This window comes from Microbulbifer pacificus (assembly GCF_033723955.1).
GTDB classification, from domain to species: domain Bacteria; phylum Pseudomonadota; class Gammaproteobacteria; order Pseudomonadales; family Cellvibrionaceae; genus Microbulbifer; species Microbulbifer pacificus.
Genome location: NZ_CP137555.1, coordinates 3,657,175 through 3,682,231, shown reverse-complemented (window position 1 = coordinate 3,682,231; position 25,057 = coordinate 3,657,175). Strand labels below are relative to the sequence as shown.

At 58.1% G+C, this 25,057-nt stretch carries 19 protein-coding genes; 13 read left to right on the top strand and 6 right to left on the bottom strand.

Translation table 11 applies throughout. The annotated features are described in order from the left end of the window. Window positions 1-245: 245 nt before the first annotated feature. From R5R33_RS15650 to R5R33_RS15635, 4 genes are all read right to left on the bottom strand, one after another. A complete protein-coding gene (locus R5R33_RS15650; protein WP_318953634.1) occupies window positions 246-752 on the bottom strand; it encodes a 2,4'-dihydroxyacetophenone dioxygenase family protein in 507 nt (168 codons plus the stop codon). Between the two features lie 36 nt (window positions 753-788). Further along, window positions 789-1,769, bottom strand: a complete 981-nt coding sequence (locus R5R33_RS15645) for an NAD-dependent epimerase/dehydratase family protein (protein ID WP_318953633.1) — start codon at window positions 1,767-1,769, stop codon at window positions 789-791. Between the two features lie 16 nt (window positions 1,770-1,785). Next, window positions 1,786-2,847, bottom strand: coding sequence for a zinc-binding dehydrogenase (locus tag R5R33_RS15640; RefSeq protein ID WP_318953632.1), 1,062 nt, complete (start codon window positions 2,845-2,847; stop codon window positions 1,786-1,788). 85 nt (window positions 2,848-2,932) lie between these two features. After that, entirely contained in the window at window positions 2,933-5,512 is a 2,580-nt protein-coding gene (locus tag R5R33_RS15635; protein WP_318953631.1) for a TonB-dependent receptor, read from the bottom strand. 283 nt (window positions 5,513-5,795) lie between these two features. On the opposite strand from R5R33_RS15635, the gene R5R33_RS15630 reads away from it, so the two are divergent. Together R5R33_RS15630 and R5R33_RS15625 are read left to right on the top strand one after the other, a co-directional pair. Continuing rightward, window positions 5,796-6,815: an AraC family transcriptional regulator gene (locus R5R33_RS15630; RefSeq protein WP_318953630.1), complete on the top strand. Its 1,020-nt coding sequence runs from the start codon at window positions 5,796-5,798 to the stop codon at window positions 6,813-6,815. Between the two features lie 270 nt (window positions 6,816-7,085). Then, window positions 7,086-8,600 carry an arylsulfatase gene (locus tag R5R33_RS15625; RefSeq protein WP_318953629.1) on the top strand — a complete coding sequence of 505 codons (1,515 nt, stop codon included), beginning with the start codon at window positions 7,086-7,088 and terminating at the stop codon, window positions 8,598-8,600. 69 nt (window positions 8,601-8,669) lie between these two features. On the opposite strand, the gene R5R33_RS15620 is transcribed toward R5R33_RS15625, so the two are convergent. Then, window positions 8,670-10,991: a tetratricopeptide repeat protein gene (locus R5R33_RS15620; RefSeq protein ID WP_318953628.1), complete on the bottom strand. Its 2,322-nt coding sequence runs from the start codon at window positions 10,989-10,991 to the stop codon at window positions 8,670-8,672. A 201-nt stretch (window positions 10,992-11,192) separates the two neighbouring features. Between R5R33_RS15620 and R5R33_RS15615 the strand changes: the two genes are divergently transcribed. From R5R33_RS15615 to tatB, 11 genes are all read left to right on the top strand, one after another. After that, the gene (locus R5R33_RS15615) at window positions 11,193-12,185 is read left to right on the top strand and encodes an AAA family ATPase (protein ID WP_318953627.1); all 993 of its coding nucleotides are present in this window, start codon (window positions 11,193-11,195) and stop codon (window positions 12,183-12,185) included. A 40-nt stretch (window positions 12,186-12,225) separates the two neighbouring features. After that, complete coding sequence (locus R5R33_RS15610) at window positions 12,226-13,254, top strand: DUF58 domain-containing protein (RefSeq protein ID WP_318953626.1); 1,029 nt, start codon at window positions 12,226-12,228, stop codon at window positions 13,252-13,254. Window positions 13,255-13,258: 4 nt separating this feature from the next. After that, window positions 13,259-13,828 (top strand): DUF4381 domain-containing protein, encoded by a 570-nt coding sequence (locus R5R33_RS15605; protein ID WP_318953625.1) that lies wholly within the window; start codon window positions 13,259-13,261, stop codon window positions 13,826-13,828. Continuing rightward, complete coding sequence (locus tag R5R33_RS15600; protein WP_318953624.1) at window positions 13,825-14,826, top strand: VWA domain-containing protein; 1,002 nt, start codon at window positions 13,825-13,827, stop codon at window positions 14,824-14,826. The genes R5R33_RS15605 and R5R33_RS15600 overlap by 4 nt, the downstream gene beginning before the upstream one ends. After that, the gene (locus R5R33_RS15595) at window positions 14,823-16,451 is read left to right on the top strand and encodes a VWA domain-containing protein (RefSeq protein ID WP_318953623.1); all 1,629 of its coding nucleotides are present in this window, start codon (window positions 14,823-14,825) and stop codon (window positions 16,449-16,451) included. Before R5R33_RS15600 ends, R5R33_RS15595 begins: the two co-directional genes overlap by 4 nt. 68 nt (window positions 16,452-16,519) lie before the next feature. Further along, complete coding sequence (locus R5R33_RS15590) at window positions 16,520-17,680, top strand: BatD family protein (RefSeq protein WP_318953622.1); 1,161 nt, start codon at window positions 16,520-16,522, stop codon at window positions 17,678-17,680. Window positions 17,681-17,800: 120 nt separating this feature from the next. Continuing rightward, on the top strand, window positions 17,801-18,808 hold the full coding sequence (locus R5R33_RS15585) for an HAD family hydrolase (RefSeq protein ID WP_318953621.1): 1,008 nt from the start codon (window positions 17,801-17,803) through the stop codon (window positions 18,806-18,808). 45 nt (window positions 18,809-18,853) lie between these two features. Continuing rightward, window positions 18,854-20,425 (top strand): arylsulfatase, encoded by a 1,572-nt coding sequence (locus R5R33_RS15580; protein WP_318953620.1) that lies wholly within the window; start codon window positions 18,854-18,856, stop codon window positions 20,423-20,425. Window positions 20,426-20,864: 439 nt separating this feature from the next. Next, the gene (locus R5R33_RS15575) at window positions 20,865-22,523 is read left to right on the top strand and encodes a GMC oxidoreductase (RefSeq protein ID WP_318953619.1); all 1,659 of its coding nucleotides are present in this window, start codon (window positions 20,865-20,867) and stop codon (window positions 22,521-22,523) included. Window positions 22,524-22,631: 108 nt separating this feature from the next. Further along, the gene (gene tatA / locus R5R33_RS15570) at window positions 22,632-22,844 is read left to right on the top strand and encodes a twin-arginine translocase TatA/TatE family subunit (protein ID WP_318953618.1); all 213 of its coding nucleotides are present in this window, start codon (window positions 22,632-22,634) and stop codon (window positions 22,842-22,844) included. 24 nt (window positions 22,845-22,868) lie between these two features. Beyond that, window positions 22,869-23,177, top strand: coding sequence for a Sec-independent protein translocase protein TatB (gene tatB, locus R5R33_RS15565; RefSeq protein WP_318953617.1), 309 nt, complete (start codon window positions 22,869-22,871; stop codon window positions 23,175-23,177). Between the two features lie 53 nt (window positions 23,178-23,230). On the opposite strand, the gene R5R33_RS15560 is transcribed toward tatB, so the two are convergent. Further along, window positions 23,231-24,982 (bottom strand): arylsulfatase, encoded by a 1,752-nt coding sequence (locus R5R33_RS15560; RefSeq protein ID WP_318953616.1) that lies wholly within the window; start codon window positions 24,980-24,982, stop codon window positions 23,231-23,233. Window positions 24,983-25,057: the final 75 nt, after the last annotated feature.

Below are 25,057 nucleotides of genomic sequence, written 5' to 3'. Positions count from 1 at the left end.
AGGCGCTGATTGTTCGACAACAGCATCTGCCGCGGGTGATTGTTGCTTTTCGTCCGCTACTTGTTCGCCACACCCCACAAGACCGAGGGCCAAAAGGCAGGCGCCAGAAATATGTCGCATCCGTTTTATCTCGTATTTTTTTGATTAGTTGTTTGGGAAGCCGGGCATAGAAAAATGCGACCTTATCCCTCGGGAACAAGGTCGCATGATTTAAGACCGTAGAAATGCCTTAACAGGCTACGGCATTACTCGTCCGAGTAACCGGCGCTGGACTTCGGCTTGATATAGCGCGGGACAATACCCTGTGCCTTGGCCGCTTCCAGCATAATCGTCTCGATCCAGCCGGCGTCCATCACATTCATGAACTCGTCGTTTTCATCGAAATTGATGTTCGCACCGAATACCGCCATAAAGGTGTCGGTAACTTCGGTGTTGGTCGCAGGCACCTGAAACTGGTGAACGGAGCCACCCGGCTCATACAGGTAACTGCCTGCGGTCTGTGGCTGATCCGGATACTCGGTGTAGTGCCAGCTACCGGACAGGGTGTAAAGATGCACACAGCCGGTGTGGAAGTGTCGCGGTAAAACCGTACCCGGTTCGAACTGCACGCGCAGTACCCATATGCCATTTTCTGTATCCAGGAAACAGGGCGACACGTGTACCCCGGGCAGCGCATTTTTAACAAACGGCTGCTCGTCGGTATTGATCGTCAGCAGGGCGTCCTGCGGGTGTATCGGAAATGGAAGTACCATATTATTTTCCTCTCACTTTTTTCAGAAAAATTGTTATCAGGGCTGGGGGTAAGCTTGACGAATTTCCTGCATGGCTTCGTCAAGGGTTACGGTCGGTTGATAACCGAGTATCTGTTGCGCCTTCGAGGCATCGAAAATGCTCTCGACGCCGGTGAGTCGATAGGCGAGACGGGTTACCGGTGGGGCTTTTTTTAGCCCTAAAAGATTGCCAAAAAACTCTAGCACCGGTGCCAGCAGGCGCGCGACAACGTTGGGAATACTCTTCGGTGCGGGCAGCGACAGTGTCTGCGACAGTGCATTGAGATACTGTTTCCACGTCACTCCCTGGCCGTCGGAGATCACGAAAATTTCCCCGCTGTCGATTCCCTCGCGGCTACCCGCGAGGGTCAGGGCATTGACCAGATTGTGCACATGCACAAGACCCGCATCCCACTCTCCAGTTCCCATCAGTGCCGGCTTTTTCTCGGCGAGAAATTCGCGGAAGCGGTTCACCCATACACTGCCGACACCGTACACGTTCGCCGGGCGGATAATCACCGCACGCAATCCCTGCTCGCGCACCGCCTGCAGAGTGACATCTTCCTGCAGTTGCTTCGCATATTCATAACTGGAGGCAGGAATACCGCGCGGGGTCGCCTCACTCAATTTTCCGCCGCCCATGGCGCTGGCAAACGCTGCGATGCTGGTGGTCACCACAAAGCGGGCATTCCACTTGAGCGCCAACAGAATCGCCTGCTCGGTGCCATGTACGGTGATGTCCACGTGCTCCTGGCGCGAACCCCAGTCACTCACCACCGCCGCCAGGTGAAAGATGGTATCCACTTCACCAATTTCTTCGGCGACCGCTTCCAGTTTGCGCACATCGCCGGTGACGGTGCGCACACGCCCCGCCCAAGTGTGCGGTACCGGCTCGCCGGGCAGCATCAGCGCGGTGACATTGCAGCCCTGCGCCAGCAATTGCGCCACCAGATGGCGGCCAATAAAGCCGCCCGCACCCGTTACAAAAACATTTTTCATGGTGGAGTCCCCCGGGTTATTCCGCGTGTTCCAGTTCGCCGGAACGCCACGGCTCGACGATGACCTTGATATGGGAATTGGGCTGCATCAGGGTCTTGAAGGCACCGGGTACACCGTCGATACCCACGGTACCGGTCCACAGGGCTTTCCAGTTCACCTGTCCTTTGGCAATGCGGTCGAGGCACTCGGCAAATTCTTCCGGCGTGTAGTAATAGGTAAAGCGGATGTCCATTTCCTTCACCAGCGCGAAGGCAAAGTTCACCGGGGTTTCCGTGGTGTGCACCCCGGTGACCACAAGGCGGGCTTTGGCCGGCGCGCGCTGGATAAAGCTGGTGAGCAAGGTGTGAATGCCGACGCATTCAAAAATCACCACACGATTTTCCCCGGCGATGGTTGCCGCCTTCACCACTTCGTCGTCCTGGGTCGGATCGACGGCTTCGGTAGCGCCGAATTCCAACGCCATGGCGCGGCTCGACGGCTGCGGGTCGGAAGCGACGATATGACGCACACCGCGCAGGCGCAGTGCCGCGATCACCGCCAGCCCGATGGGGCCGCAACCGGCCACCAGTGCCACGTCGTCCTCACCGATTTCGGAACGGTTGACGGAGTGCAGGCCCACCGCCAGTGGCTCGGTGATCGCTGCCGCCTGCGGGGAAACGCCGTCCGGCAGCGGTAGCATCAGCACCTCGTCCAGCAGGAAATATTCGGAGTAGGCACCATTTACGCCCGGGGTCACGCCGATGCCAGCGCCGTTCTGGGACATCAGGATCGGTACGCTGGTGACACGGCTGCCCACCGGCAATTCACCTTTGGTATCGGGGCCGTAGGCAACCACTTCAGCACTGTATTCGTGCCCCAGCATGATGTCGGGATTCACCTCGAGATCCGCCGGCATCAGGCCCATTTTTTTATACAGGCCGAAGACTTCGTCGGTGTGGCGGGTGAGGTGCAGGTCGGAACCGCAAATACCGCAGGCGAGGGATTTCACCAGCACCTGACCCGGACCCGGTTGTGGTACATCGACGGTTTCCAGCTGGATGCTGCCGTTGCGCAGCACCACGGATTGCATGGTTTGCATAAACTGTTCTCGCGTAATTTTTTATCGTTCGTGAATGTGTCTACCGCAGCTCCGGCGTCATTGCGCACCGGAGCCGCGGGCGACATTAATTGCCCAGGGTGTAGGCGAACTTGACCGTCCAGGAACGGCCTGCCAGCGGCATGTAGTTGTAGGCACCTGCGAACAGCGGTACATCGTTGATGTAGTTGAAGTGATCGCGGTCGGTCAGGTTTTTACCGGTCAGGGACAACTGCCAGTCACCGTCTGTCGGCATCAGGATCAGGCCGGCATTCAGGAACGCCTTGCCCTGCTCCAGGCTGATCGGATCCAGGTCATCGGAGCGATAGGTATCGCTGTAGTAATTGACCGCCAGATTGGACTTCAGCTCGTAATCGCCCAGTGCCAGGTAGTGGTTAGCCGCGAACGACGCGGTGGTATCCGGTGCGTTGGAAGCGCCGCGGCCAGACAGGTCATTGGTACCCGCCGCCGCACACAGCGCGTTGTTGTAACCCAGTGCCGCACCCAGCTGACCGGCAATATCGCCCGCCGCGCCAGCCGCCTGGTACAGCGCCTCGCGCTCGGACAGGAACTGCGGGCTGGTGCACGCCTGGTTGGGGAACTTGTCGTAGGAGAAATCCAGCAGACCCAGGGCGCCTGACAGGGTCAGGTTTTCGGTCACCAGCCAGCGGCCGTCGATCTCGATACCCTGGGAAGTGGCCTCCGCCGCGTTCTGCACTTCGAAGGTGGTGTTGCCACTGAAAATCGCCGCCTGCAGATCCTCGAAGCGGGTCTGGAAGGCCGCCACATTCAGTTCCGCCGCGCCGCCCAGCAGGGTCGACTTCAGGCCGATTTCAAACGAGGTCGCTTTTTCTTCCTCGAAGCTCACGTCTTCCGAGAAGGCACCGTTGTTGCGGGTCGGGCTGCGCATATAGAAGGAATTGAAACCGCCCGCCTTGAAGCCCGTAGACACCGTGGCGTAGGTCATCACGCTGTCGTTCAGGTCATACTGCACGTTCACGGACCAGGTCGGGCTGTCTTCCTTGCGGGTCATGCCCGGATCGTCCGGGGTGAAGGTGTGGCTGGCGAACTCCCCTACCCCGCTCGCCACCGCATTGACCCAGGCCATTTCTGTCGGCGTGGTATTGCGCTCGGCAAAGTCCACCGCATAGGTGGCCTTGTATGCGGACTTCTCTTCGCTGGTGAAACGCAGGCCGAGGGTGGTGCGGAAGCTGTCGGTAATATTCCAGGTGCCCTGGGCAAACGCACCGAGGGTATCGGTCTGCTGGTCCAGGCGCGCATAGCGGCCCACACCATCCGGCACACCGTCAAACGCTGCCGCGGTACCACAGGCATTGACCAGCCCGGCGGGACCGCCGAGGCCGATCACACCGACACCGGTGGCAACCGCGTTACCAGCCACGTAGATGGAGGACAGGTCGCCACCCATTGCGCCGACGCCTGCGGCACAGCCGCCGTACAGCACCTGTTGCAGTACCGGGATATTGAACAGCGACAGGCCATCGACGGTCATGTCCTGCTTCTGCCAGTAGAGGCCGGTCATGTATTCGAATTTGTCACCAATGCTGGACGAGAAGCGCACTTCCAGGCTGTTCTGGGAGAAGTCTTCGGTATCGTCAAAACGCAGGCCGTCCAGCGGGGAATAATCCGCATCCAGGTAGCGCTCGTAATCGTAAGCGGAGTGGCCGGCAACAATATTGAGGGTGCTGTTATCGAACTCAGTCGTGCTCATGAGCGTGAATTCGTTATGGCTACCGGTCATTTTCTGTGTGGAGCCGAAATCCAGCACGGGGTTCGTGTTGCCCATGCTGGTGACATCGGAGCTCTCAATCGCCCCCAGAGCCGCCAGCGGACCCGCCTCCATGGTGGCGTGGGGGAAGGCACCCATTTCGAAGTCCGCGCTTTCGGCGATCGCAGTGATCACGGTGCTGTCAGAGACATCCCACTCCACGGTGGCGCGCCCCATCATCTCGTCGCTGCGGGGGTCATTGGTGTCGTAGAAATTGTTGTGAACCCAACCCTTGTCCATCTCGCGGGACAACAGTACCAGGCGGCCGCGCACACCGTCGGTGAGCTCGCCAGACACCACACCCTCGAGTTCGGTCTGCTCGAACTCCGGGGTATAGCCGGCACTCAGTTTCGCGGTGAAATCTTCGGTGGGGCGGGCGCTGGTGATGTTCAGCGCACCGGCCACGGTGTTCTTGCCGAACAGGATACTCTGGGGGCCGCGCAGGACTTCCACGCGCTCTACATCCACGAAGGCAAAGCGCGACTGCGCCGAGCGGCCGCGGTAGATACCGTTGACGAAGGTACCCACGGACTGCTCGAAGCCGGCCTGCTCGCCGGACTGCATACCGCGGATATTGATCTTGTCGGAGATGGAGCTTTTGGTGACCGACATGTTGGGGATATACGCCGAGAAATCCTCGAAGCGTTCGATCCCCGCCTCCTGAATTGTCTCTCCGGTCATTGCCGAAACCGACAGCGGCACGTCCTGCAGGGACTGCTCGCGCTTCTGTGCGGTAACGGTGACGGTTTCCAGAACGCGGCCGTTACTGTCGCGTTCGTCACCATCTGCCGTGGACTGCGCCAGTGCAGGCATATGGATCAGGGTAAAAATCAGACTGCTGAGAATGGTACGTTTGGTATTGAGCTGTGACTGGATCATCGCTAGGCGTCCTCGTTTAGCGTTTATTTTTATATGTGCCGGGAGTTACCGATCTGGTGCCGGCATTGCCCATGACTGCTACAGGAACGACGACGAGAGTAATTGAGGTCGAAAATGACCGTTTGATTATTTGGGACAACCACTTTGCAAAACGGGACACAGGCGATAAGCTCTGCGCCAATGACACCGGTGATGTGTCACGCTAGGCAGAAAGCGGCGACAGACCGCGACCGCAGCGACGAGATAGCAACAAATAACAATAAACAAGCGATGAGTGACGAGCATGACTGAATTTGTCAGGGCCGGGTCCCTCAATGGATACGATGAGCTCGCACGAAAGATGGGTGCCAACCCGGTGCAGCTGCAGAAAGCCATTGGACTCCCCTCCAGCCAACTGCGTGATCCCGACAACCTGATCCCCTACGAAAAACTCGGCAAACTGCTGGAGCTCACCGCCCGCGAGATTGGCAGTGAAACCTTCGGGTTGCGGCTGGGCATCAACCAGGGCCTGTATGTGCTCGGTCTGTTCGGTGCCTACATGTCCCGCCAGGACAGTATTACCAGCGCGTTGGCCGTCGGCAGTAAACACACCCACCTGCACGCACAGGGCGCAATCCTCACCCTGGAACCAACGCAAACCGGCGAAACCGAGCTCAAGCTGGATATCCTGATCGCCCAGACCGGTCGCTTTCCGCAGTTGATGGCCCTCAGTATCGGTTTGATTTACCAGCTGATTCGGGATATGGCCGGCCACCAGTGGCACTCCAGTCGTGTTTTCTTTCGCCACCCACCGCCGGAAAAAGGCAAAGACCTGTACGCGCAGCTATTTTCCTGTCCGGTGGAATTTAATGCGGAACACGACGGTTTTTATATCGATCGCGAAACGCTGGCAAAAAAACCGCGTGCACTGGAACGGCTGGTAAACGAAATCATCTTCAACCAGTTCGAACAACTGCAAACCAACGCGGATAATGACCTGACGCCCCTGGTGAAACACGCCATTCTGGGACTATTGCCCACCGGCGACTGCAGCAAGACCAACGTTGCGCTGTGCCTCGGTATGCACCCTAAAAAGCTGCAGCGCGCCCTGGAATCCTCCGATACCAGTTTTCGCCTATTGCTGGAAGAAACCCGTAAAGAAGTCGCCGAAACCGCTGTGTTCAAAAGTAGCATGTCGCTCACCAGTATTGCGCTCAACTTGGGCTATGCGGACCTCGCCGTATTCAGTCGCAGTTTCCGACGCTGGTTTGGGCACCCGCCGTCAATGGTTGACCGGAACCGTCAACGCAGCGAGACCTGCTAGCGGCCAATTTTTATTTCCTTTCAATTCCTGTGTTAATTAACCACGAGGCGTTCGCGATTCCATACTTGCTAGAGGGAAGAATTGCGATGACGCCTTTCTTTTTTATTCCGATTGCCAATATTAAATTGCCCCCCGCATCGAAAATCATTCCACCGAACGCCGATTTATGAGTCTCTATTCGGCGCGAAAATCCCATTCGTAGAAATTCCTCAACTATGCTGAAAAGCATCACTAACAGTGAATTTCCTTACGAATAGAGGAGGACATCCTTTGGGCAGTTTACGTAAGCGATTTGCTTCCATTGCGCTACTTATCGGGATAGGTGCGGCGGCAGCAGTGCAGGCGGCAGAGAAACCCAACATTCTCGCCATCATGGTGGACGACGTGGCCTCGTTGTCCCTGAGCGCCTATACCCATGGCATGACCTACCCCACCCCCAATATCGACCGCATCGCGAAAGAGGGCGCGCTGTTTACCGATCACTATGCGCAACCCAGCTGTACCGCCGGGCGCGCCGCGTTCTTCCTCGGCCAGCTACCGGTGCGCTCCGGCCTGACCACCGTAGGGCAGCCGGGCAACCCGCTAGGCATCAAGGAGGCAGACCCCACGCTGGCGGAATTCCTCCAGGCTCAGGGGTATATGACCGCGCAGTACGGTAAAAATCATCTCGGTGACCTGGATGAACACCTGCCCACTAAACACGGGTTCGATGAGTTTTACGGCAACCTCTATCACCTCAATGTATCCGAGGAACCGGAGCAGGCAGACTACCCGAAAGATCCAGAGTTCAAAAAGAAATTTGGCCCGCGCGGCGTGATCGAGTCCTTTGCCGACGGTCGCATCAAGGATACCGGTCCGCTGACCCGCAAGCGCATGGAAACCTTCGACGAGGAGATTCTCTCGCGCAGTCTGGATTTTATGGAACGGGCCAAAAAGGCCGGTAAACCGTTTTTCATCTGGCACAACACCAGTCGCATGCATGTATACATCCACCTGAAGCCGGAAAGCCGCAATCTGGCCACCGATATCAGCTCTGAAGACGATCTCTTCGGCAGCGGACTGATCGAGCACGATGCCCAGGTAGGCAAACTGCTGGATAAACTGGATGAACTGGGAATTGCCGACAATACCATCGTCATTTACACCACCGACAACGGCCCCGAGCAGAGCTCTTGGCCCGACGCCGGCACCACAATGTTCCGCGGTGAAAAAATGACGACCTGGGAGGGCGGTGTACGTGTGCCCTTCCTGGTGCGCTGGCCCGGGCATATTCCAGCTGGCCTGGAGCTGAATGGCATTTCCTCCCACGAGGATGTATTCCCGACCATAGCTGCGGCCCTGGGTGAACCCAACCTGCGGGAGAAGCTGAAGAAGTCCGACCACGTGTATATCGACGGCGAGAACAACCTGGATTACTGGACGGGCAAAAGCAAAAAATCCGCACGCAACAAGATCTTCTACTACTACGAATCGCAACTGACCGCACTGCGCGTGGGCCCCTGGAAAATGCATTTTGCCACCAAGCCCGATGGTCGCTATTACGGGGACCTGGTAGTCCACACCATGCCCCAGCTGTACAACCTGCGCAAAGACCCGCTGGAGCACTATGATGGCATCACCGGTTTCCACCAGATCATGCGCAAGAGCTGGGTTTTCCAGCCTGCTATTGCGATCCTGCAGGAGCACTTGGCAACGTTCAAGGAATTCCCGCCCCGACAGAAAGCGGCCTCGCTGAATATCAACGAAGCGATCAAAGCGGCGATGGAGACTCAGGAAAACCACTAATCGTCCTTGCTACCCCCTAAGCAGCGCGGCCACCCTAGCCGCGCTGTTTTCTATTTTGTATCCCGCCCGCTACTGAAGCTGCTGCTGATATTGCTGCGCAGCTGAACCGTTGCCCTGCTCATGATGGATGGAAGCCAGTGCTGAGATAATCTGACGATCTCCCGGAAAACGCTCTAACGCCTGCTCGAGCTCCTTGATCGCCTCGTTGGATTTCCCCAGCGAATTTAAGCCAATGGCATAGACATAGACATAGTGTGATGGCGCTGTGGTGCTGTGTGCTGCCGCGCGCAGGTACTCCAACGCTTCCGACATTTTTTTCTGGCGCACCAGGGAAAGTCCCAGGGAGTGCTCGACCGGCGTTTTATCGTTGACGGCTGCCAGGGCCTCGCGCAACACCTGCTCGCTCTCCTGTTCGCGCCCGGTCGCACGGTAGAGATCCGCCAGGTTGATATAGGCCGGGCTGTAGCTCGGTTCCAGATCGATGGCGTCGCGGAAATATTTTTCCGACTTCGCCGGCTGCCCCTGTTGGAAATACATGCCGGCAAGGTTCGCCAGCGACTCGGGTCGATCACTGTTGAAATCTTCCGAGCGCTGGTAATTCACCAGGCCGTTATTGAACTGCCGGCGCACTTCCTCCGGATATTGCGCCATCGGCGCCCCGGCCATCGCATTGGCGGCCAGTGCGGTCACTACCTTTTCGTCCTCGTACAACAGCGGAATCGCCAGTGCGGGACGAATCCGCTCCGGCACATTTTCCAGCGACTGTGCCAGCCCCAGATGCAACAGCGCATCGTCGCCTTGGGCAATAACCTGCAACACCTGGGCGCTGGTCTGCGACAGGTACTGTGGCAGCATGGACACCGCGGTGGCGCGCACGATTTCCGGTTGCGTGTCGTCCATGGCCAGTTTCAGCAAGCGCCCCTCTGCATCCGGGGCGCCGATACGCCCGGCGAACAGCGCCTCGCCGTAATGGGGCTTCGGCTTGCCGTATTTTTTCTCCAGCACTTGTGCAGCCCAACTATCCGTTTTGTCACTGTGGCAGCCAACGCAGGCATTTGGCGAGCCGATCGACAGTGACAGATCCGGGCGCGGCACGCGGAAGCTGTGGTCTCGGCGCGCGTCCACCTGCATATAGGTTTTCTCCGGCATATGACAACTGACGCACTGGGCGCCCTGCGTGTCGGCCTTGTGCATATGGTGCTCTGCGGTATCGAACTTCTGCGGCAGGTGGCACTGGGCGCACAGGGCATTGCCCTCGGCGCGGACTTTCAATGTGTGCGGGTTGTGGCAGTTGCTGCAGGTGACACCGGCACCATGCATCTTGCTCTGCAGGAAGGAACCGTAGACATAAACTTCATCGTTGATCTGGCCGTCGGCATGGTACAAGCCATCACTCAGCAGCGCCGGATTGAAATGGTCCAGGAAATTGCTCTGCGGGTGCGCACCCGGGAAGGCGGTGCTGCGGCGGGAATGGCACTGGGCACAGGTCTGGATTTCCTTCTGGATATCAGCGCCGCCCGCGTTTTTTAACAACTGCGCGATGCCGGTTTCCAGGTTCATCTGCCAGGCACCCGTCAAGCGATCCCGGTAGGAAACTTCCAACCCCAAGTTTTCGCCGTAGCGACCCCGCTGATCTTCTGGCGCATTGGCCCAGTCCACATGCCGCGACGCCGGGCCGTGGCAGGCTTCACAACCCACATTGATTTCCGACCAGGCACTGGAAAAGGTTTTTGTTGCGGTGTCGTAGTTTTTCTGGAAGTTGGTGGAGTGGCAGTCCGCGCACATGAAGTTCCAGTTCTGGTTCAGCCCGGTCCAGTGCAGCGGGTCGCCGGGTTTGATTTCCTCATTCGGGTACAGGTGGAACCAGCGCTGGCCACCGACCTCCTTGCTGCGGGAGTCCCAGGCGATAGACAGCGCCTGTAACTTGCCACCGGGCAGCTCGATCAAATACTGCTGCAGCGGCTCGATGCCGAAGGTGTAGGCCACCGCAAAGTCCTGCAGCTTGCCGTCCGGCCCATCGGTGCGCACCACGTATTTATCGCCGCGTTTGAAGAAGTGGGAAACCGTACCGAAATAATCAAATTCCGCATTGTCAAAATTGCCCACTACCGTCTCGGGAGTGGGCAATTTCATCGCCATATCGTGATGGGATTTCTGCCAGGACTGGAATTCTGACGCGTGGCAACCTGCACAGGTTTCCGCTCCCATATAGGTGCGTTTGGCCAAGTTAGGCGCCTTGGCCTCAACCTCCGTCTGCGTGGCCTCCACTACCGCGGCTGGCACAGGCTTGTCTTTATCTGCCAAGGTATCGCGATGATCGACGGGTGAACTCTGTTTGTCGCAGCCGAGCATCAGCAATGCGGGCAGAAGGAAACACAACAGTTTACGCATGGGACATCCAGACATTGTTATGCATTTATCGTAACGGGCCGGGGGCCGCGAGTTCTGCAGCGGCGTTTGAGTATAGCTGCGTGTCGTCGCGTTTTTCGCCAGTAAAGGGCTCCACGTCGCGCCGTTCGACTTCAGCCAGTGTTTCGTCCCCGCTCTGCTAATTTTTACCAGTTATCTCCAATTATGTTCCTGGGATTTTCTATGTCCGCTCGCGAGCAAATTGCGCAACTCGAAGCCAATATCGGCCAGGCGATCATTGGCCAGCGGGATGTCATACGTCGCCTGATTATCGGTCTGCTGGCCAACGGCAATTTGCTGCTGGAGGGCCTGCCGGGCCTCGCCAAAACCCGCGCCATCAAGGCCATGGCGAAAAATCTGGAGGCGGATTTCAGCCGCATCCAGTTCACCCCGGATCTGCTGCCTGCGGATGTCACCGGTACCGATGTGCTCTACCGGGACGAGCATGGCTCAGAGTTTCGCTTTCACTCCGGCCCCATCTTCGCCAACCTGGTTTTGGCCGACGAGATCAACCGCGCGCCGGCCAAGGTGCAGTCGGCGTTGCTCGAGGCCATGGAAGAGCGGCAGGTCACCGTGGCCGGCAAGACGCACAAATTGCCGCCACTGTTTATGGTGATGGCGACCCAGAACCCCATTGAACAGGAAGGCACCTACCCGCTGCCGGAAGCACAGATGGACCGCTTCCTGATGCACGTGCTGATCACCTATCCGCCGGTGACCGACGAGGTGGAAGTAATCAACCTGGTGCGCGGCGAGGAGGTCATGGCGGCAGAAAATGCCGCGGCGCCTGACACTCCAAGTGAAACTTCTGCCGTCATTCCCCAGCAGGCGATTTTTGATGCCCGCCGGGAAATCGCCACCATTCACGTTTCCGATGCCATGGTGCGGTATATGGCGGACCTGGTAGATGCCACCCGGCGGCCGGCAGAAATCTCTGACAGTCTCGGTCGCTGGATCGATATCGGCGTAAGCCCCCGCGGCTCCATCGCGCTGGATAAATGCAGCCGCGCCCACGCGTGGTTGGAAGGGCGGGATTATGTGGACCCGCTGGATATCCAGGCCATTGCCCACGATGCCCTGCGCCACCGCCTGGGTCTGACGTTTGAGGCCCAGGGCGAAGGTATAAGTGCCAATGGCGCCATCGACGAGCTGCTGCGCAACGTGGCGCTTCCATGAATCCACCGCGCCAACCTGAGCAGATGCCGCAGTACCCAAAATGTTCAAGCTCTACCAACACTTCCGCAATCGCGCCCGCGCCGATACCCTGCCCAGGCAGGTGCAAAGCACAGAGCAGGATTCGCGAATCCATGTGGATCTCGCCCACCTGCAATCCCTGGAGGCCAGCGCGCGCCAGTTGCAGCTGCTGCCACGGCAGAAAGCCCGCAGCGTACTGAGTGGCCGCCACGTATCCTCTCTGCGTGGTCGCGGGCTCAACTTCGAGGAACTGCGGGAGTATTTGCCCACAGATGACGTGCGCGCCATCGACTGGAAGGTGACCGCGCGCACCGGCGAGCCCCATGTACGGGTTTACTCTGAAGAGCGCGACCGCCCCGCGCTGATCGTTGTCGACCAGCGTATGTCCATGTTCTTCGGTACCCGCCACGCGATGAAATCCGTCACCGCCGCGGAAGCGGCGGCACTGGCGGCATTTGCCATTCTTGAACAGGACGACCGTGTCGGTGGCATCGTGGTCACCGACACCGCTGTGCTGTGCCAGCGCCCGCAGCGCAATCGCCGCGCCCTCACCCGCTTGCTTACGGAACTCGCGCGCGCGAATCAGGCGCTGCACGCCGATGCCCCGGTGGCCGAGCCCACCTCCCTCGACCAGGTATTGCAAGCGGTGGCGAATATCGCCCGGCGCGATCACCTGGTGCTTCTGATCAGTGACTTCGATGTAGTGGGCCCGGCTACCGAGCGCTTGTTGAGCGGCATCGCCCGCCACAACGATGTGATTCTGGTGCCCGTGGTAGACCCAACCGGCGAGGCGGTACCCAGAACGCTGGTGAGCGCCATTTCCGACGGCGATCAGCAGGCCACGCTGGATACACGCAGTGCCGATACGTCGGCAGCGATGGATCAGTTCAACCGCCAACGCCGCCAGGTCATTCACGACTGGCATCTGCGCTACGGGCTGCCAGTAGCACAGCTTTCCACCGGCGAAGACACGCTGCCACAACTGCAGCGATTGCTGGGATTGATGCCCCACCGGGCACGACCCGGGCAAGAGCGCTCGGCACAGGATTAAGCGGATGCAGCAAGACCAAGCCAAACCAGACACTGGCAGCAAACTGAACAGCACCCCCGCAGCGGCAGAAGAAACCCTGCCGGATATGATCGCGCAGCTGGTGCCGCCGCCGGAACCGCCTGCGGTCTCCATGTGGCCGGCAACTCCCGCCGCAAAAAGTGTCGGCGCGCTCCTGCTTCTGATGCTTCTATTTTTTGTTTGGCGGCGAATACAAACCTATCGCGCCAACGCCTATCGCCGCGCCGCGCTCGCCGAACTGCAACAGGCCGCGGATGATCCCGCGCGGATCGCCGAGATACTGCGCCGCACGGCGCTCGTCGCCTACCCGCGCACCCAAGTTGCCGCACTGACCGGCGACGACTGGCTCGGCTTTCTCAACCAGCACTACCCCGGCAACGCATTCACTGGGGAAGTTGGCCGCACCCTGTTGCAAAGCCCCTACCGCAAAGCCGCACCAACGCAATCCGGCGCACTGGCGCAGGTGGCGCGTGACTGGATTCGCCAGCACAAGGTCGAGCGTCCGAGTTTTCGTCAGTTTCGTTGGCCGCGCAAAAACGCCGAGGCCCCGCCGTGATCGACTTTGCCGCGCCCTGGGCGTTTGTGCTGTTGCCGCTGCCACTGCTGGTGTGGAAATTCGCCCCCGCGCACCGGGAGCGCGTGCGCGCCCTGCGGGTGCCGTTTTTCCAGCAACTGGTGCAGGCCATCGGCATAAAACCCGGCTCGGGAGCGGTCGTGCTCGACCGCAGTCGCTGGCAGTGGCTGCTGGGTGCCCTGATCTGGGCACTGATCGTCACCGCGCTGGCACGTCCCGAATACGAGGGCGATGCGGTGACGCTGCAAAAACCCGCGCGGGATCTGATTGTCGCCGTAGATATTTCCGGCTCCATGGAGCAGGAGGACTTTATCGCCGGTGACGGCCAAAAATTGCAGCGTCTCGACGGCGTCAAACAGGTGTTAACGCCTTTTCTCGAAGGCCGCGAAGGCGAGCGCGTTGCGCTGATCGTATTTGGCACCAAGGCGTTCGTGCAGGCGCCACTCACCACCGATCTGGATACCGTGCTCGAATTACTGCAGGAGACCGATGTGGGCATGGCCGGCCCACACACCGCGCTGGGCGATGCCATCGGCCTCGCGATCCGCCAGTTTGAAAGCAGTGAGGTGGAACAGCGCCTGCTGATCCTGTTGAGTGACGGCAGCGACACCGCCAGTACCATGAGCCCGATCAACGCCGCCGCCATCGCCGCCCAGCGCAAGGTCAAGATTCTCACCATCGGCGTCGGAGACCCCGACAGCGAAGTGGAAGAAAACCGCGTGGATGTGGACACCCTCAAGGCCATCGCCAGACGCACAGGCGGCCAGTTTTATTTCGCCAACGACGAAAAGGCCCTGGCAGCGGTATACGACCAGATCGACAAGCTGGCGCCCAAAATGGTCGACAGTGAAACCTACCGCCCCCACCACTCCCTGGCGCACTGGCCCATGGGCCTCGCACTGCTGCTGGGCCTACTCGCTCTGGTCGCCCGCCTGCTACCCGGTACAGCGCGGATAGCGCAACGCAGGACAACGCCATGAGCGCACTGTTCGCCGGTTTCTCCGCGTTCCACTTTCTGCGCCCGGCGTGGCTGCTGCTGTTGCCGCTGATTTTATGGCTGTGGTGGCACTTCCGCCGCAGCCAGCGCAGCGATGCCGAAACCAGCGGGCAAATTGCCCCGCACCTGGCCGAGGCCCTGGTAGTGGGCGATCGCAGCCGGCATTATTTAAAACCAGTGGATTTTATTGCCCTGCTGCTCGCGCTGCTGACCCTCGGCACCGCCGGCCCCAGTTGGACTCGCCTGCCGGATCCGCTGATGGCCAAAACCACACCGCTGGTGGTGGTGCTGAAAGTCAGCGACAGCATGTTGGAAAAAGATGTACCGCCCGAGCGTCTCGCGCGCGCCAAACAGAAAGTGCTCGACCTGCTGGAGACCCGTGACGGCGCCCCCACGGCGCTGGTCGCTTACGCCGGCAGTGCTCACCGCGTGGTGCCCTTGACCGAAGACCAGGCGTTGCTGCGCCCTTATTTAGAGGGACTGAGTCCAGAGGTCATGCCGGTATCAGGAGAAAACGCCGCAGCGGCGCTGAAACTCGCGGAACAGATTCTCGCCAAGAATGAAACACCCGGCGGCATCCTGTTTTTACTCGACAGTCTCAGCGAAGGCGATGCCAGCGCCCTGTCGCAGCGCGACACTAAAAATGGCTTGGGTTTTCTGTTGGTGGCGCCGGGTAACCAGAATGGCGGCGCCGTTTCCCAGGTGCGCGATGCGCGGGTGGAGCGGGTGACAGCGGACAAAAGTGATCTGCGCGCGCTCAACCGCTATTTCGACAGTGCCTTCCGCCAGGCACTGGCATCCGACAAAAACCTGCAATGGGAAGACCGCGGTTGGTGGCTGGGGTGGCCGGCCGCACTGCTCGCGTTGCTTTGGTTCCGCCGCGGTTGGGCGATGTCTGGAAGGGATGGATCGCGCAGCGCGCTTGCCCGCGGCGCGGGCATCGCCCTGTTTCTGATGTGCGCACAGTATCTACCCGACCGTGCCACCGCCCAGACGCCCGACCAGACCAGCGCGCAAAACTCCTCAGTAAACGGCGGGCTGCTGAGCCTGCTGCTCACCGCCGACCAGCAGGGGCAGTGGTTAAGCTTCCGCCAAGACTACCGGCACGCTGCTGCCAGTTTTCAGGATCCTTACCGCAAGGGCTACGCCCTGTACCAGGCGGGACAGTTCGAAGACGCGGCCAGCGTTCTCGCCGATCTGGATACACCGGAAGCCCTGTTCACTCGCGCAATGGCGCAGATAAAAACCGGGCAATACGAGGATGCCATCGCGGCCTTCCAGCAGGTGCTGCAGCTGGATCCGGAATTCCCGGGGGCACAGAAAAACCTGGAGCTGGCACAGAAAATTCTCGCGTATATGGAAGCCACCCGCGGGGAGGAGGAAGACGAACTGCAGGCGGCGGACGAAGACAGCGAGGAATCCGAACTGGAACAGCCTGAACAGCAGCAACAACCCCAGGAAAAAGCGAAGAAAGAAAATCCAGTCAATGCCGAACAGTGGATGTCCACCCTCGACACCGGCACCAGCGAATATCTCAAACAGCGTTTTGCCGCTGAAGCGGCCGGCGCCAACAGTTTGCCAAAGAGCAACGCGGAGCGTCGTCCGTGAAGCGGTGTTTTCTCACACTGGTCATCTGCTTACTTAGCGCATCAGCAGTTCTCGCCGCGGATGAACCTTTGATCGAATCCAAACTGTCGGCGGAGCAAGCCGTGCCCGGCCAGTCGCTTTCGCTCTTTGTCACCATATTGGTGCCGACCTGGATGACCAGGCCGGCGGATTTTCCCGAATTTGACCAGCCCAATCTCTCCGTCACCCTGCCCGCACGCTCGTCGCTCGCGGTCAGCCGTGTCATCGACGGCAATACCTGGTCGGGCGTTACCCGTGAATACCTGATCGTACCCCTGGCCCCGGGCAATTACCGCCTCCCCGCCGGGGAGATCAAGGTCACCTACAAGAACCCCGCAGGCGGTGGCGACCGGGAAGCCAGCCTCAAGCTCGCGCCGCCCCCGATCGCAGTCGCCACGCCCAAAGGCGCCGAGGGACTGAAACCGTTTATTGCCGCGCGGGAGTTAACGCTTACACAGGAAATTGAAGGCGAGCCGGAAAAGCTGCGTGCCGGCGATGCCTTTTCCCGCACCGTCACCGCCACCATCGACGGCTCGACGGTGCGGTTGATTCCCCAGCTGCTGAATACGCAAAGCCCGCAAGGCCTCGCCGCCTACGCCGACGCGCACCAGGCAGAAGACAAAATCGATCCCCGCACCGACGACACCAGCGGTGTCCGCACAGAGCGCGTAACTTATGTGGCCGAAAGCGGCGTGCGCGGCACCCTTCCCGCAGTAACCCTGCGCTGGTACGACCTGGACGACCGCACCATCAAGACGAGTAGTATCGATGCGATCAAAGTGCACGCCCGGGGTCCGGGGCCACTGGCGGGCACCAATCTGTGGGAAAAACTTCTCATACTCGCCGCCGCGGGGCTGGCAACCTGGCTGCTCCTACGCTGGGGCGTCCCCCGGCTGCGCACCTTGAAAACACAACGCGCACAACAGGCCAAAGCATCCGGAAAAATTGCCTGGCAGCAATTGCAAACTGCCTGCGCAGCACAGGATTACCCGGCGCTCCTCAAAGCAGTGTCCGAATTCAAACGCTACCGCCCTTGCGCCGCAAAAACACTGCAACCCGCACTACTTGTCCTGGGTGCGGCGCAGTATGGCTGCAAACCCGGCGGTTCTGCAGTCGCTACCGCATGGCAGCAACTGGCACAGGCCGTCGAGGTATTGAGCCCGGCCTCTACTCATCCGCATCCGCTATCACTGCCACCACTGAATCCCTGACAAACCCCATCTAGCCGGTTTCCGGTTTGCCTTTACACGCCATTGTAGAAATATCCGTCTACAGTAAATAAAGATAGAGGTACTAGCTGCCAAATCCTCGCGCCGTTTAGAGGAAATTTCATGAACACACGGTACAGACGCCAGTCCTGGCTCACGGTGGGCCTGCTGATTTTTTTCCTGGTCAACGCCATTCCAGCCCAGGCCGCGCCCCCACTGCCGTCCTGGAACGAAGGGCCGACCAAAAGCGCGATTGTTGAATTCGTGGAAAAGGTCACGAAAAAAGGATCGCCGGATTTTGTGCCGGAAAACCAGCGCATCGCCACCTTCGACAACGACGGCACCCTGTGGGCGGAACAGCCAGTTTATTTCCAATTGATCTATGCGATCGACCAGGTCAAAAAAATGGCCCCCGAGCATCCGGAGTGGAAAACCGAGGAACCCTTTGCCTCGGTACTCAAGGGTGATATGAAAAACGTCATTGCCAGTGGCAAGGAGGGATTGATGAAAATCCTCGCCGCCACCCACGCCAATATGACGGCGGAAAAATTCCGCGCGAACGTCAGCGACTGGCTGAAGACCGCGCGCCACCCGAAAACCGGTCGCCCCTTCACCGAAATGGTTTACCAACCTCAGCTGGAACTGCTCGACTACCTCCGCGCAAACGGCTTCAAGACATTTATCGTCTCCGGTGGCGGAGTGGATTTTATGCGGGTGTTTGCCGAGAAAACCTACGGTATCCCCCCGGATCAGGTAATCGGTTCCAGCCTCAAGGCCAAATATGAGGTGAAAGACGGCAAGCCGATCATCATCAAATTGCCGGAAATCAATCTGGTGGATGACAAGGAGGGCAAGCCCGTGGGCATTCACCAGTACATCGGCCAGCGCCCCATTTTCGCCGCCGGCAACTCCGATGGCGACTATCAAATGCTGGAGTGGACCACCGCCGGAGCCGGTCCGCGCTTCGGCATCATCCTGCACCACACCGATGCCGAGCGGGAGTGGGCCTACGATCGCGAATCCCATGTCGGAAAACTGGACAAGGCACTGGATGATGCCGGGAAAAAAGGCTGGACCGTCATCGACATGCAAAACGACTGGAAAACCGTTTTCCCACCAGCCAAACAGTAATCCTCCCATCGAACATATTTTGCTGTAATCCTCCAGGAGGAAAAAATGGTTCGCTCTTACCTGAAACGAATGCTGCGCGTGCCGATTGCGGTCACCTCCGTAGCGCTGATGTGCCTCGGCAATAGCGCCGCCCAGGCCCAGGACAAACCGAATATCCTGGTGATCTGGGGCGACGATATCGGCTTCTGGAATATCAGTTTCAACAACCGCGGCATGCTGGGCTACAAGACCCCGAATATCGATCGCATCGCCAACGAGGGGATTTCGTTTACCGACTATTACGGTCAGCAGTCCTGTACCGCCGGACGCGCCGCGTTCGTGGGTGGCAATGTGCCCATTCGCACCGGTATGACCAAGGTCGGCCTGCCCGGCGCCAAAGAAGGGTGGCAGAAGACCGATGTGACCGTTGCCACGGTGATGAAAAGCCAGGGCTATGCCACCGGCCAGTTTGGCAAGAACCACTTCGGTGACCGCGACGAACACCTGCCAACCAACCACGGTTTCGACGTGTTCTTCGGCAACCTCTACCACCTGAATGCCGAGCAGGAACCGGAAAACCGTGACTACCCGAAAGACCCGGAGTTCCGCAAAAAATTTGGCCCCCGTGGTGTTATCCGCGCGACGGCCGATGGCAAAATTGAGGATACCGGTCCGCTGACCATGAAGCGCATGGAAACCGTGGATGAGGAAACCCTCGCCGCGGCCATGGACTTTATCAAACAGCAGGTCAATGCCGGAAAACCCTTCTTCGTGTGGTGGAATGCAACCCGCATGCACTTCCCCACCTATGTGAAGGATGCGCACAAAAACCTGGCCGGCCCGCAAAGCAACATGTACGCCGACGGCATGGTCGAGCACGACCAGCATGTGGGGAAATTACTGGATCTGCTCGACGAACTGAAGATCGCCGACAACACCATCGTGTTTTACTCCACCGACAATGGCCCGCACTTCAATACCTGGCCGGACGCGGGGCTAACCATTTTCCGCAGCGAGAAAAACTCCAACTGGGAGGGCGCCTACCGGGTACCTGCGTTTGCGCGCTGGCCCGGCAAGTTCCCCGCGGGTAAAACCCTGAACGGCATTGTTGGCCATGAAGACTGGCTGCCCACCTTTGCCGCCGCCGCCGGCAACCCCAACGTTAAGGATCAGTTGCTGAAAGGGGTAAGCCTGAACGGTCGCAAGTACCGCAACTATATCGACGGCAGCAACATGCTGGATTATTTCACCGGCAAAACCGAGGAATCACCGCGCAAGCAGTTCATTTATGTCAATGACGACGGTCAGATCGTCGCGATGCGCTACGACGCCTGGAAAGCCGTGTTCCTGGAAAACCGCGGGCAAGCGTTTGGCGTGTGGATGGAACCCTTTACCGAACTGCGCGTACCGCTGATCTTCAACTTGCGCCGCGATCCGCTGGAGCGCGCCCAGCACAACGCCAATGGCTACTACAACTGGCTGCTTGACCGCGCCTTTGTGCTGGTGCCATTACAACAGATGGCCGCCCAGTTCCTGAAAACCATGCAGGACTACCCCCCAAGCCAGACTCCAGGGTCATTCAACCTGAAGAAAATTGAAGAGGATCTGCGTCGAGGTACTGAAGGCGTCACCCATTAAAATGGTGCACCAGTAAACCCGTAAAAAAGGCCCCGCAATGCGGGGCCTTTTTAGTGATCAACGTCTCAGCCCCGTTGTCACAATTTTCACACCACAAAAAATTTTTCGTTAATTCGCCTTCAGCCTGACTTAAAAGTCAATTTTTTACAGGTTTAAAACTACGACAAACTGCAATCGCGTGAACAATTAGTCGCGAACAAAAAGTTGAACCCGTTCTTTTTTTTCGGCGATTACCCTCACATTTATAAAACAAAAATAATTTCTTGATTGAGCGTCCAATTTCCCACTGATAATTTCCGCTTCACGAATTATCTGATTCTCAAAAAAATAAATTTCGATGTTCGAAACCTAGCGATGCCGGGAGTGACTTTACAGTCCAACTTCAATGCAAGCTCCATGCGCTATTGAATGGCGCATACCAAAAATACTGGGAATTATTATGGTTGATAAAAAACGTCGATTAATTTTGGGAGGCGCCGTAGGCGCGACTGCGGTAGGAATGTTAGGTGGCGTGGGCCTTACACATGCGGACGATTCTGTGAATGCAAACACAGAAATAGCCGATGTTCCGACGACAGAAGAAATTCAAAGGGTGACGATCATAGGCTCCGGTTTTGGAGGTGGAATTGCCGCCCTGAGATTTGCCGAAGCGGGCATTCAATCGGTGGTACTGGAGCGCGGAATTCGTTGGCCGACCGGCCCGAATGCAGATACGTTCCCCAGGGCAAGTTCGCCGGATGAACGAGCGATATGGTACGAGACCCTGGACAGCCTCGGAGAAAATGCACCGCAAAATCTTGATATCAGTGAAGCCCCCGGCCTGCTAGGCCTGCCGTTGGACACCGACATCAAATTTGCCGGGTTAATCGAGCCGGTATTCAGTGAAAACATGACTGTCATGTGTGCGGCAGGCGTCGGTGGCGGATCCCTGGTTTACCAGGGCATGACGCTGCAACCGTCGAAAGAAGTATTTAATCGTGTGCTACCGGAAGCACTCGATTACGACACGATGGATAAAGTGTACTACCCCCGTGTCGCCGAAATGCTCAAGCTGGAAACCGCTCCGGACGAGTTGATTAACAGCCCGAACTACGAAGTAGCGAGAATTTTCGCCCAGCGTGTTGAGAAAGCCGGGTATGAGGTCGAAAAAATTCCCATGCCGATCGATTGGGATTTTGCGCTGCGCGAACTGAATGGCGAGATGGCCCCCGCATACACCAATGGCGATGCGGCGCTAGGGGTGAACAATGGCGGCAAGCACTCTGTGGATGTGACCTACATCGCGCAGGCAGAGGCAACCGGCCTGGTCGATGTAAGAACCTTGCACAATGTCACCAGCGTTGCCAAAGATGCAGATGGCAAGTGGAAGGTTTACGTCAACATCACCGACGAAGCCGGCACCCTGCTGGAAAAGAAAATCATCACGACCACAGCACTGGTTATGGCCGCGGGAAGTGTGAACACCACCAAGCTTTTATTGAAAGCAGACGCAGAGCAAACCATCCCGAATTTGCCATCGGCACTCGGTGAGGGATGGGGTACCAATGCTGACAGAATCGTTACCTGGACCCGACCGATCAACGGGTTTGGCAACGAGATCCAGGGTGGCCCCGTCATTTACGGCAGCAAGGATTGGGGTAATCCAAACTGGGCCAGCACGATTATCCAGGCATCTCTGCCGCCATTGGGCATGGACCTTAAAACCACGGTACTGGTGGGCTTTGGGGTCAGTGACCAGCGGGGAACCTGGAGTTACGACGCGGAAACCGGCGAGTTCACCCTGGACTGGAAAAAAGAAGGCGACGCGAAGATTCACAGCAAGATCATGGCGCAGATGTTCAAGATCGCCGGGGCCGGTGCAGTGCTTGGGGATACGCATTCCATTCTTCCCAGCACCTGGCACCCGCTGGGTGGCGCATGTATGGAATCCGTTTGTGACCTGGATGGCCGGGTACACAATCATACCGGCCTCTATGTCCTGGACGGTGCCTTGATCCCAGGAAATACCGGCGCCTGCAATCCTTCAATGACCATTGCCGCGGTTGCTGAGCGCGCCATGGACAATATCGTCCGCAACGATATTGGCATCGCAATCTAACAAACGATACGTTGACAATAAAATCAGCGCCCTTGTGAATATCTTATTCCCTGGGCGCCTGATCGTTTGTGATCACCATGCAGAAATCAACAATGGCAGGAAGGAAAAATGGCAGGCATTAGCATTTGGCAGCTTCTTATTATTTTGGCAATCGCGATCATGTTGTTTGGCTCGAAACGACTCGGAACCATCGGCTCGGATCTGGGCGGCGCCATCAAAGGCTTTAAGAAGTCCATGAGCGACGAAGACAACAGCCTGGCAACTATGCCAGCCAATAACGGCAATGACCGAGCCGAACATCGGCCAGACTCTATGCACTGATGGCGCATATCAGAGAAAAATCTTATGTTTGATATTGGTTTCTTCGAAATGCTGGTTGTTGGCACCATCGCATTGATGGTTTTGGGACCGGAGCGTTTGCCAGAGGCGGTAGTCAAAACCGGCAGGATGATTGGGCAGATAAAAAGGCAGGTCCGGCAGTTTACTGTAGAAATCGAGCGGGAAGTAAACACGAAAGAAATCAAAGAGAAGCTGAAACAGACCCGCTATGAGGTGGGTGTAGATCAAATGCCGACTTTTTCAGAGTTCATTGAAAAAGACAGCCTAAGCCATCGATTTGACAGCGCAGAACGGTTGCAAGAAAAAAGGGGATAGGAAATACATTCCCATCCCCCTTGACATGAACACTTCGACGTACGGCGATAAAATCAGTTTCCGGTTGGCAATGGTATCTTCACGCCCTCCTTCTCCAGCTGATCCCGAATCCACTTGAAGCGCTGGTATTCGGTGAGCGTAATCGGTCCGCTGTAGCCCTCACTCTGCAGTTTTCTCGGTGGGTATTTGACGTAGGTTTTCATCAAATCCGTGATTGCCTTGTTGAACGTCACCAGGGTCCAGGTGTGCTCGGTGTAGTTGTTCATAAACACATCGTAGCGCTCCTGCGGATCCTGCCAGAGGTCAAAAATCTGCGGCACAATCGCCACATATTTTTCCGCACCTTTCCAGCCCAGGTTAGTATCCACCGCCAGGCTGCCGGTAGCCATACCGTTATCCCCGCGCAGGTTGAACACCGCCTTGTAGTTGCCGACCCGGGCGGCACCCGGTGTCAATTCGTCTTCGGTGAAGTAGAACCAGGAATTGCGCTTGCTTTTCCCGGTGCCGAACAATACCGGCGACATGTCGATGCTGTCGAAATAAATCGGGTCACCGGCGCGATCGTCCTTCGGCAGGTCGATGCCGGCCAGTGCCGCAAAGGTCGCCATCAGGTCGAGGCCACCGACGATATCGTGGTTGCGTACGCCCGGGGCGATATTGCCCGGCCAGATGGCAATGGCCGGCACCCGGTTGCCGCCTTCACGCACTGTCCCCTTGGTGCCGCGCAGCGGTGTGTAGCCCGCGTCCGGGTACACATCCTGCCAGGCGCCGTTATCGGTGGTGTAGAACACCAGGGTGTTCTTATCCAACCCCAGCTCCTTCAGCTTGTTCATCACATTGCCGATATGGGTATCCAGCTCTACCAGGGAATCCGCATATTTGGTCTTGGACAGGGATTTGTGTTTGAACGCCGGCATCGGCAGATTGGGCTGGTGCACCTTCATAAAGTTGATGTTGATAAAGAACGGCTGGCCCGGATTGCGCGCCGCATCGTCCAGGAATCTAAGTCCGGATTTCTCGATATAGCTGTCGAGGAAGGGAAGCCCGACGATGCCCTTGTCCGGGGTATCGTCGTAGGAGCCATTTACCTTCCAGTCCTCTTTGGCGGTTTCGCCCGCATTTCCGGACAGTGAACCCTTGGTGACATTCCAGAACATCTTGCGCAGTTCCGGGTCCATATCCGGGAACCAGTCCGGATCACCGTAGGTGTAGGCATTGGCGTGATACAAGAAGGCGTGCTCCATCACGTCGTACCCCTGGGCATTGGGCAGCGCGTAGTCCGACTCTCCCAGATGCCACTTGCCGGTGAAGTAGGTTTTGTAGCCAGCTTTTTGCAGGACGGATCCCAGTGTCCACTCGGCCTTGGGCAGGCCACCACCCTGCCCCTGGAAGGCTACCGTGGTCATGCCGCTGCGGTTGGGAATACGACCGGTCTGCATCGCCGCGCGCCCGGGCGTGCAACTGGGCTGCGCATAAAACGAAAAGAAGGTCATGCCGTCTGCCGCCATGCGGTCGATATTCGGTGTCGGCATACCGCGTCCCACACCGCCGCCGTAAGGCCCAAGGTCCCCATAGCCGGTGTCATCCGACACGATCAGCAGGATATTCGGCTTGGTGCCGGCGGTGGTGCGACTGGTATCGGCATTGACCGGTGCCGTCTGGTCCGATTCCGGCTCTACGAATTGGGGCGCGGCCTTGGCGGATGCGACACCGGGTAAACTCGCCCGGATTCCCGAATCTCCGCCGCTATCGCCGCACCCGGCGATAACGAGAGGAATGAATAACGCCGATAGCAATACACGCATAACGAAACTCCTTGTTCATGCGGTGTCGGGTCGCATACAAGCAACATTCACTGTCACGTTGTGTCTGCATTCCCC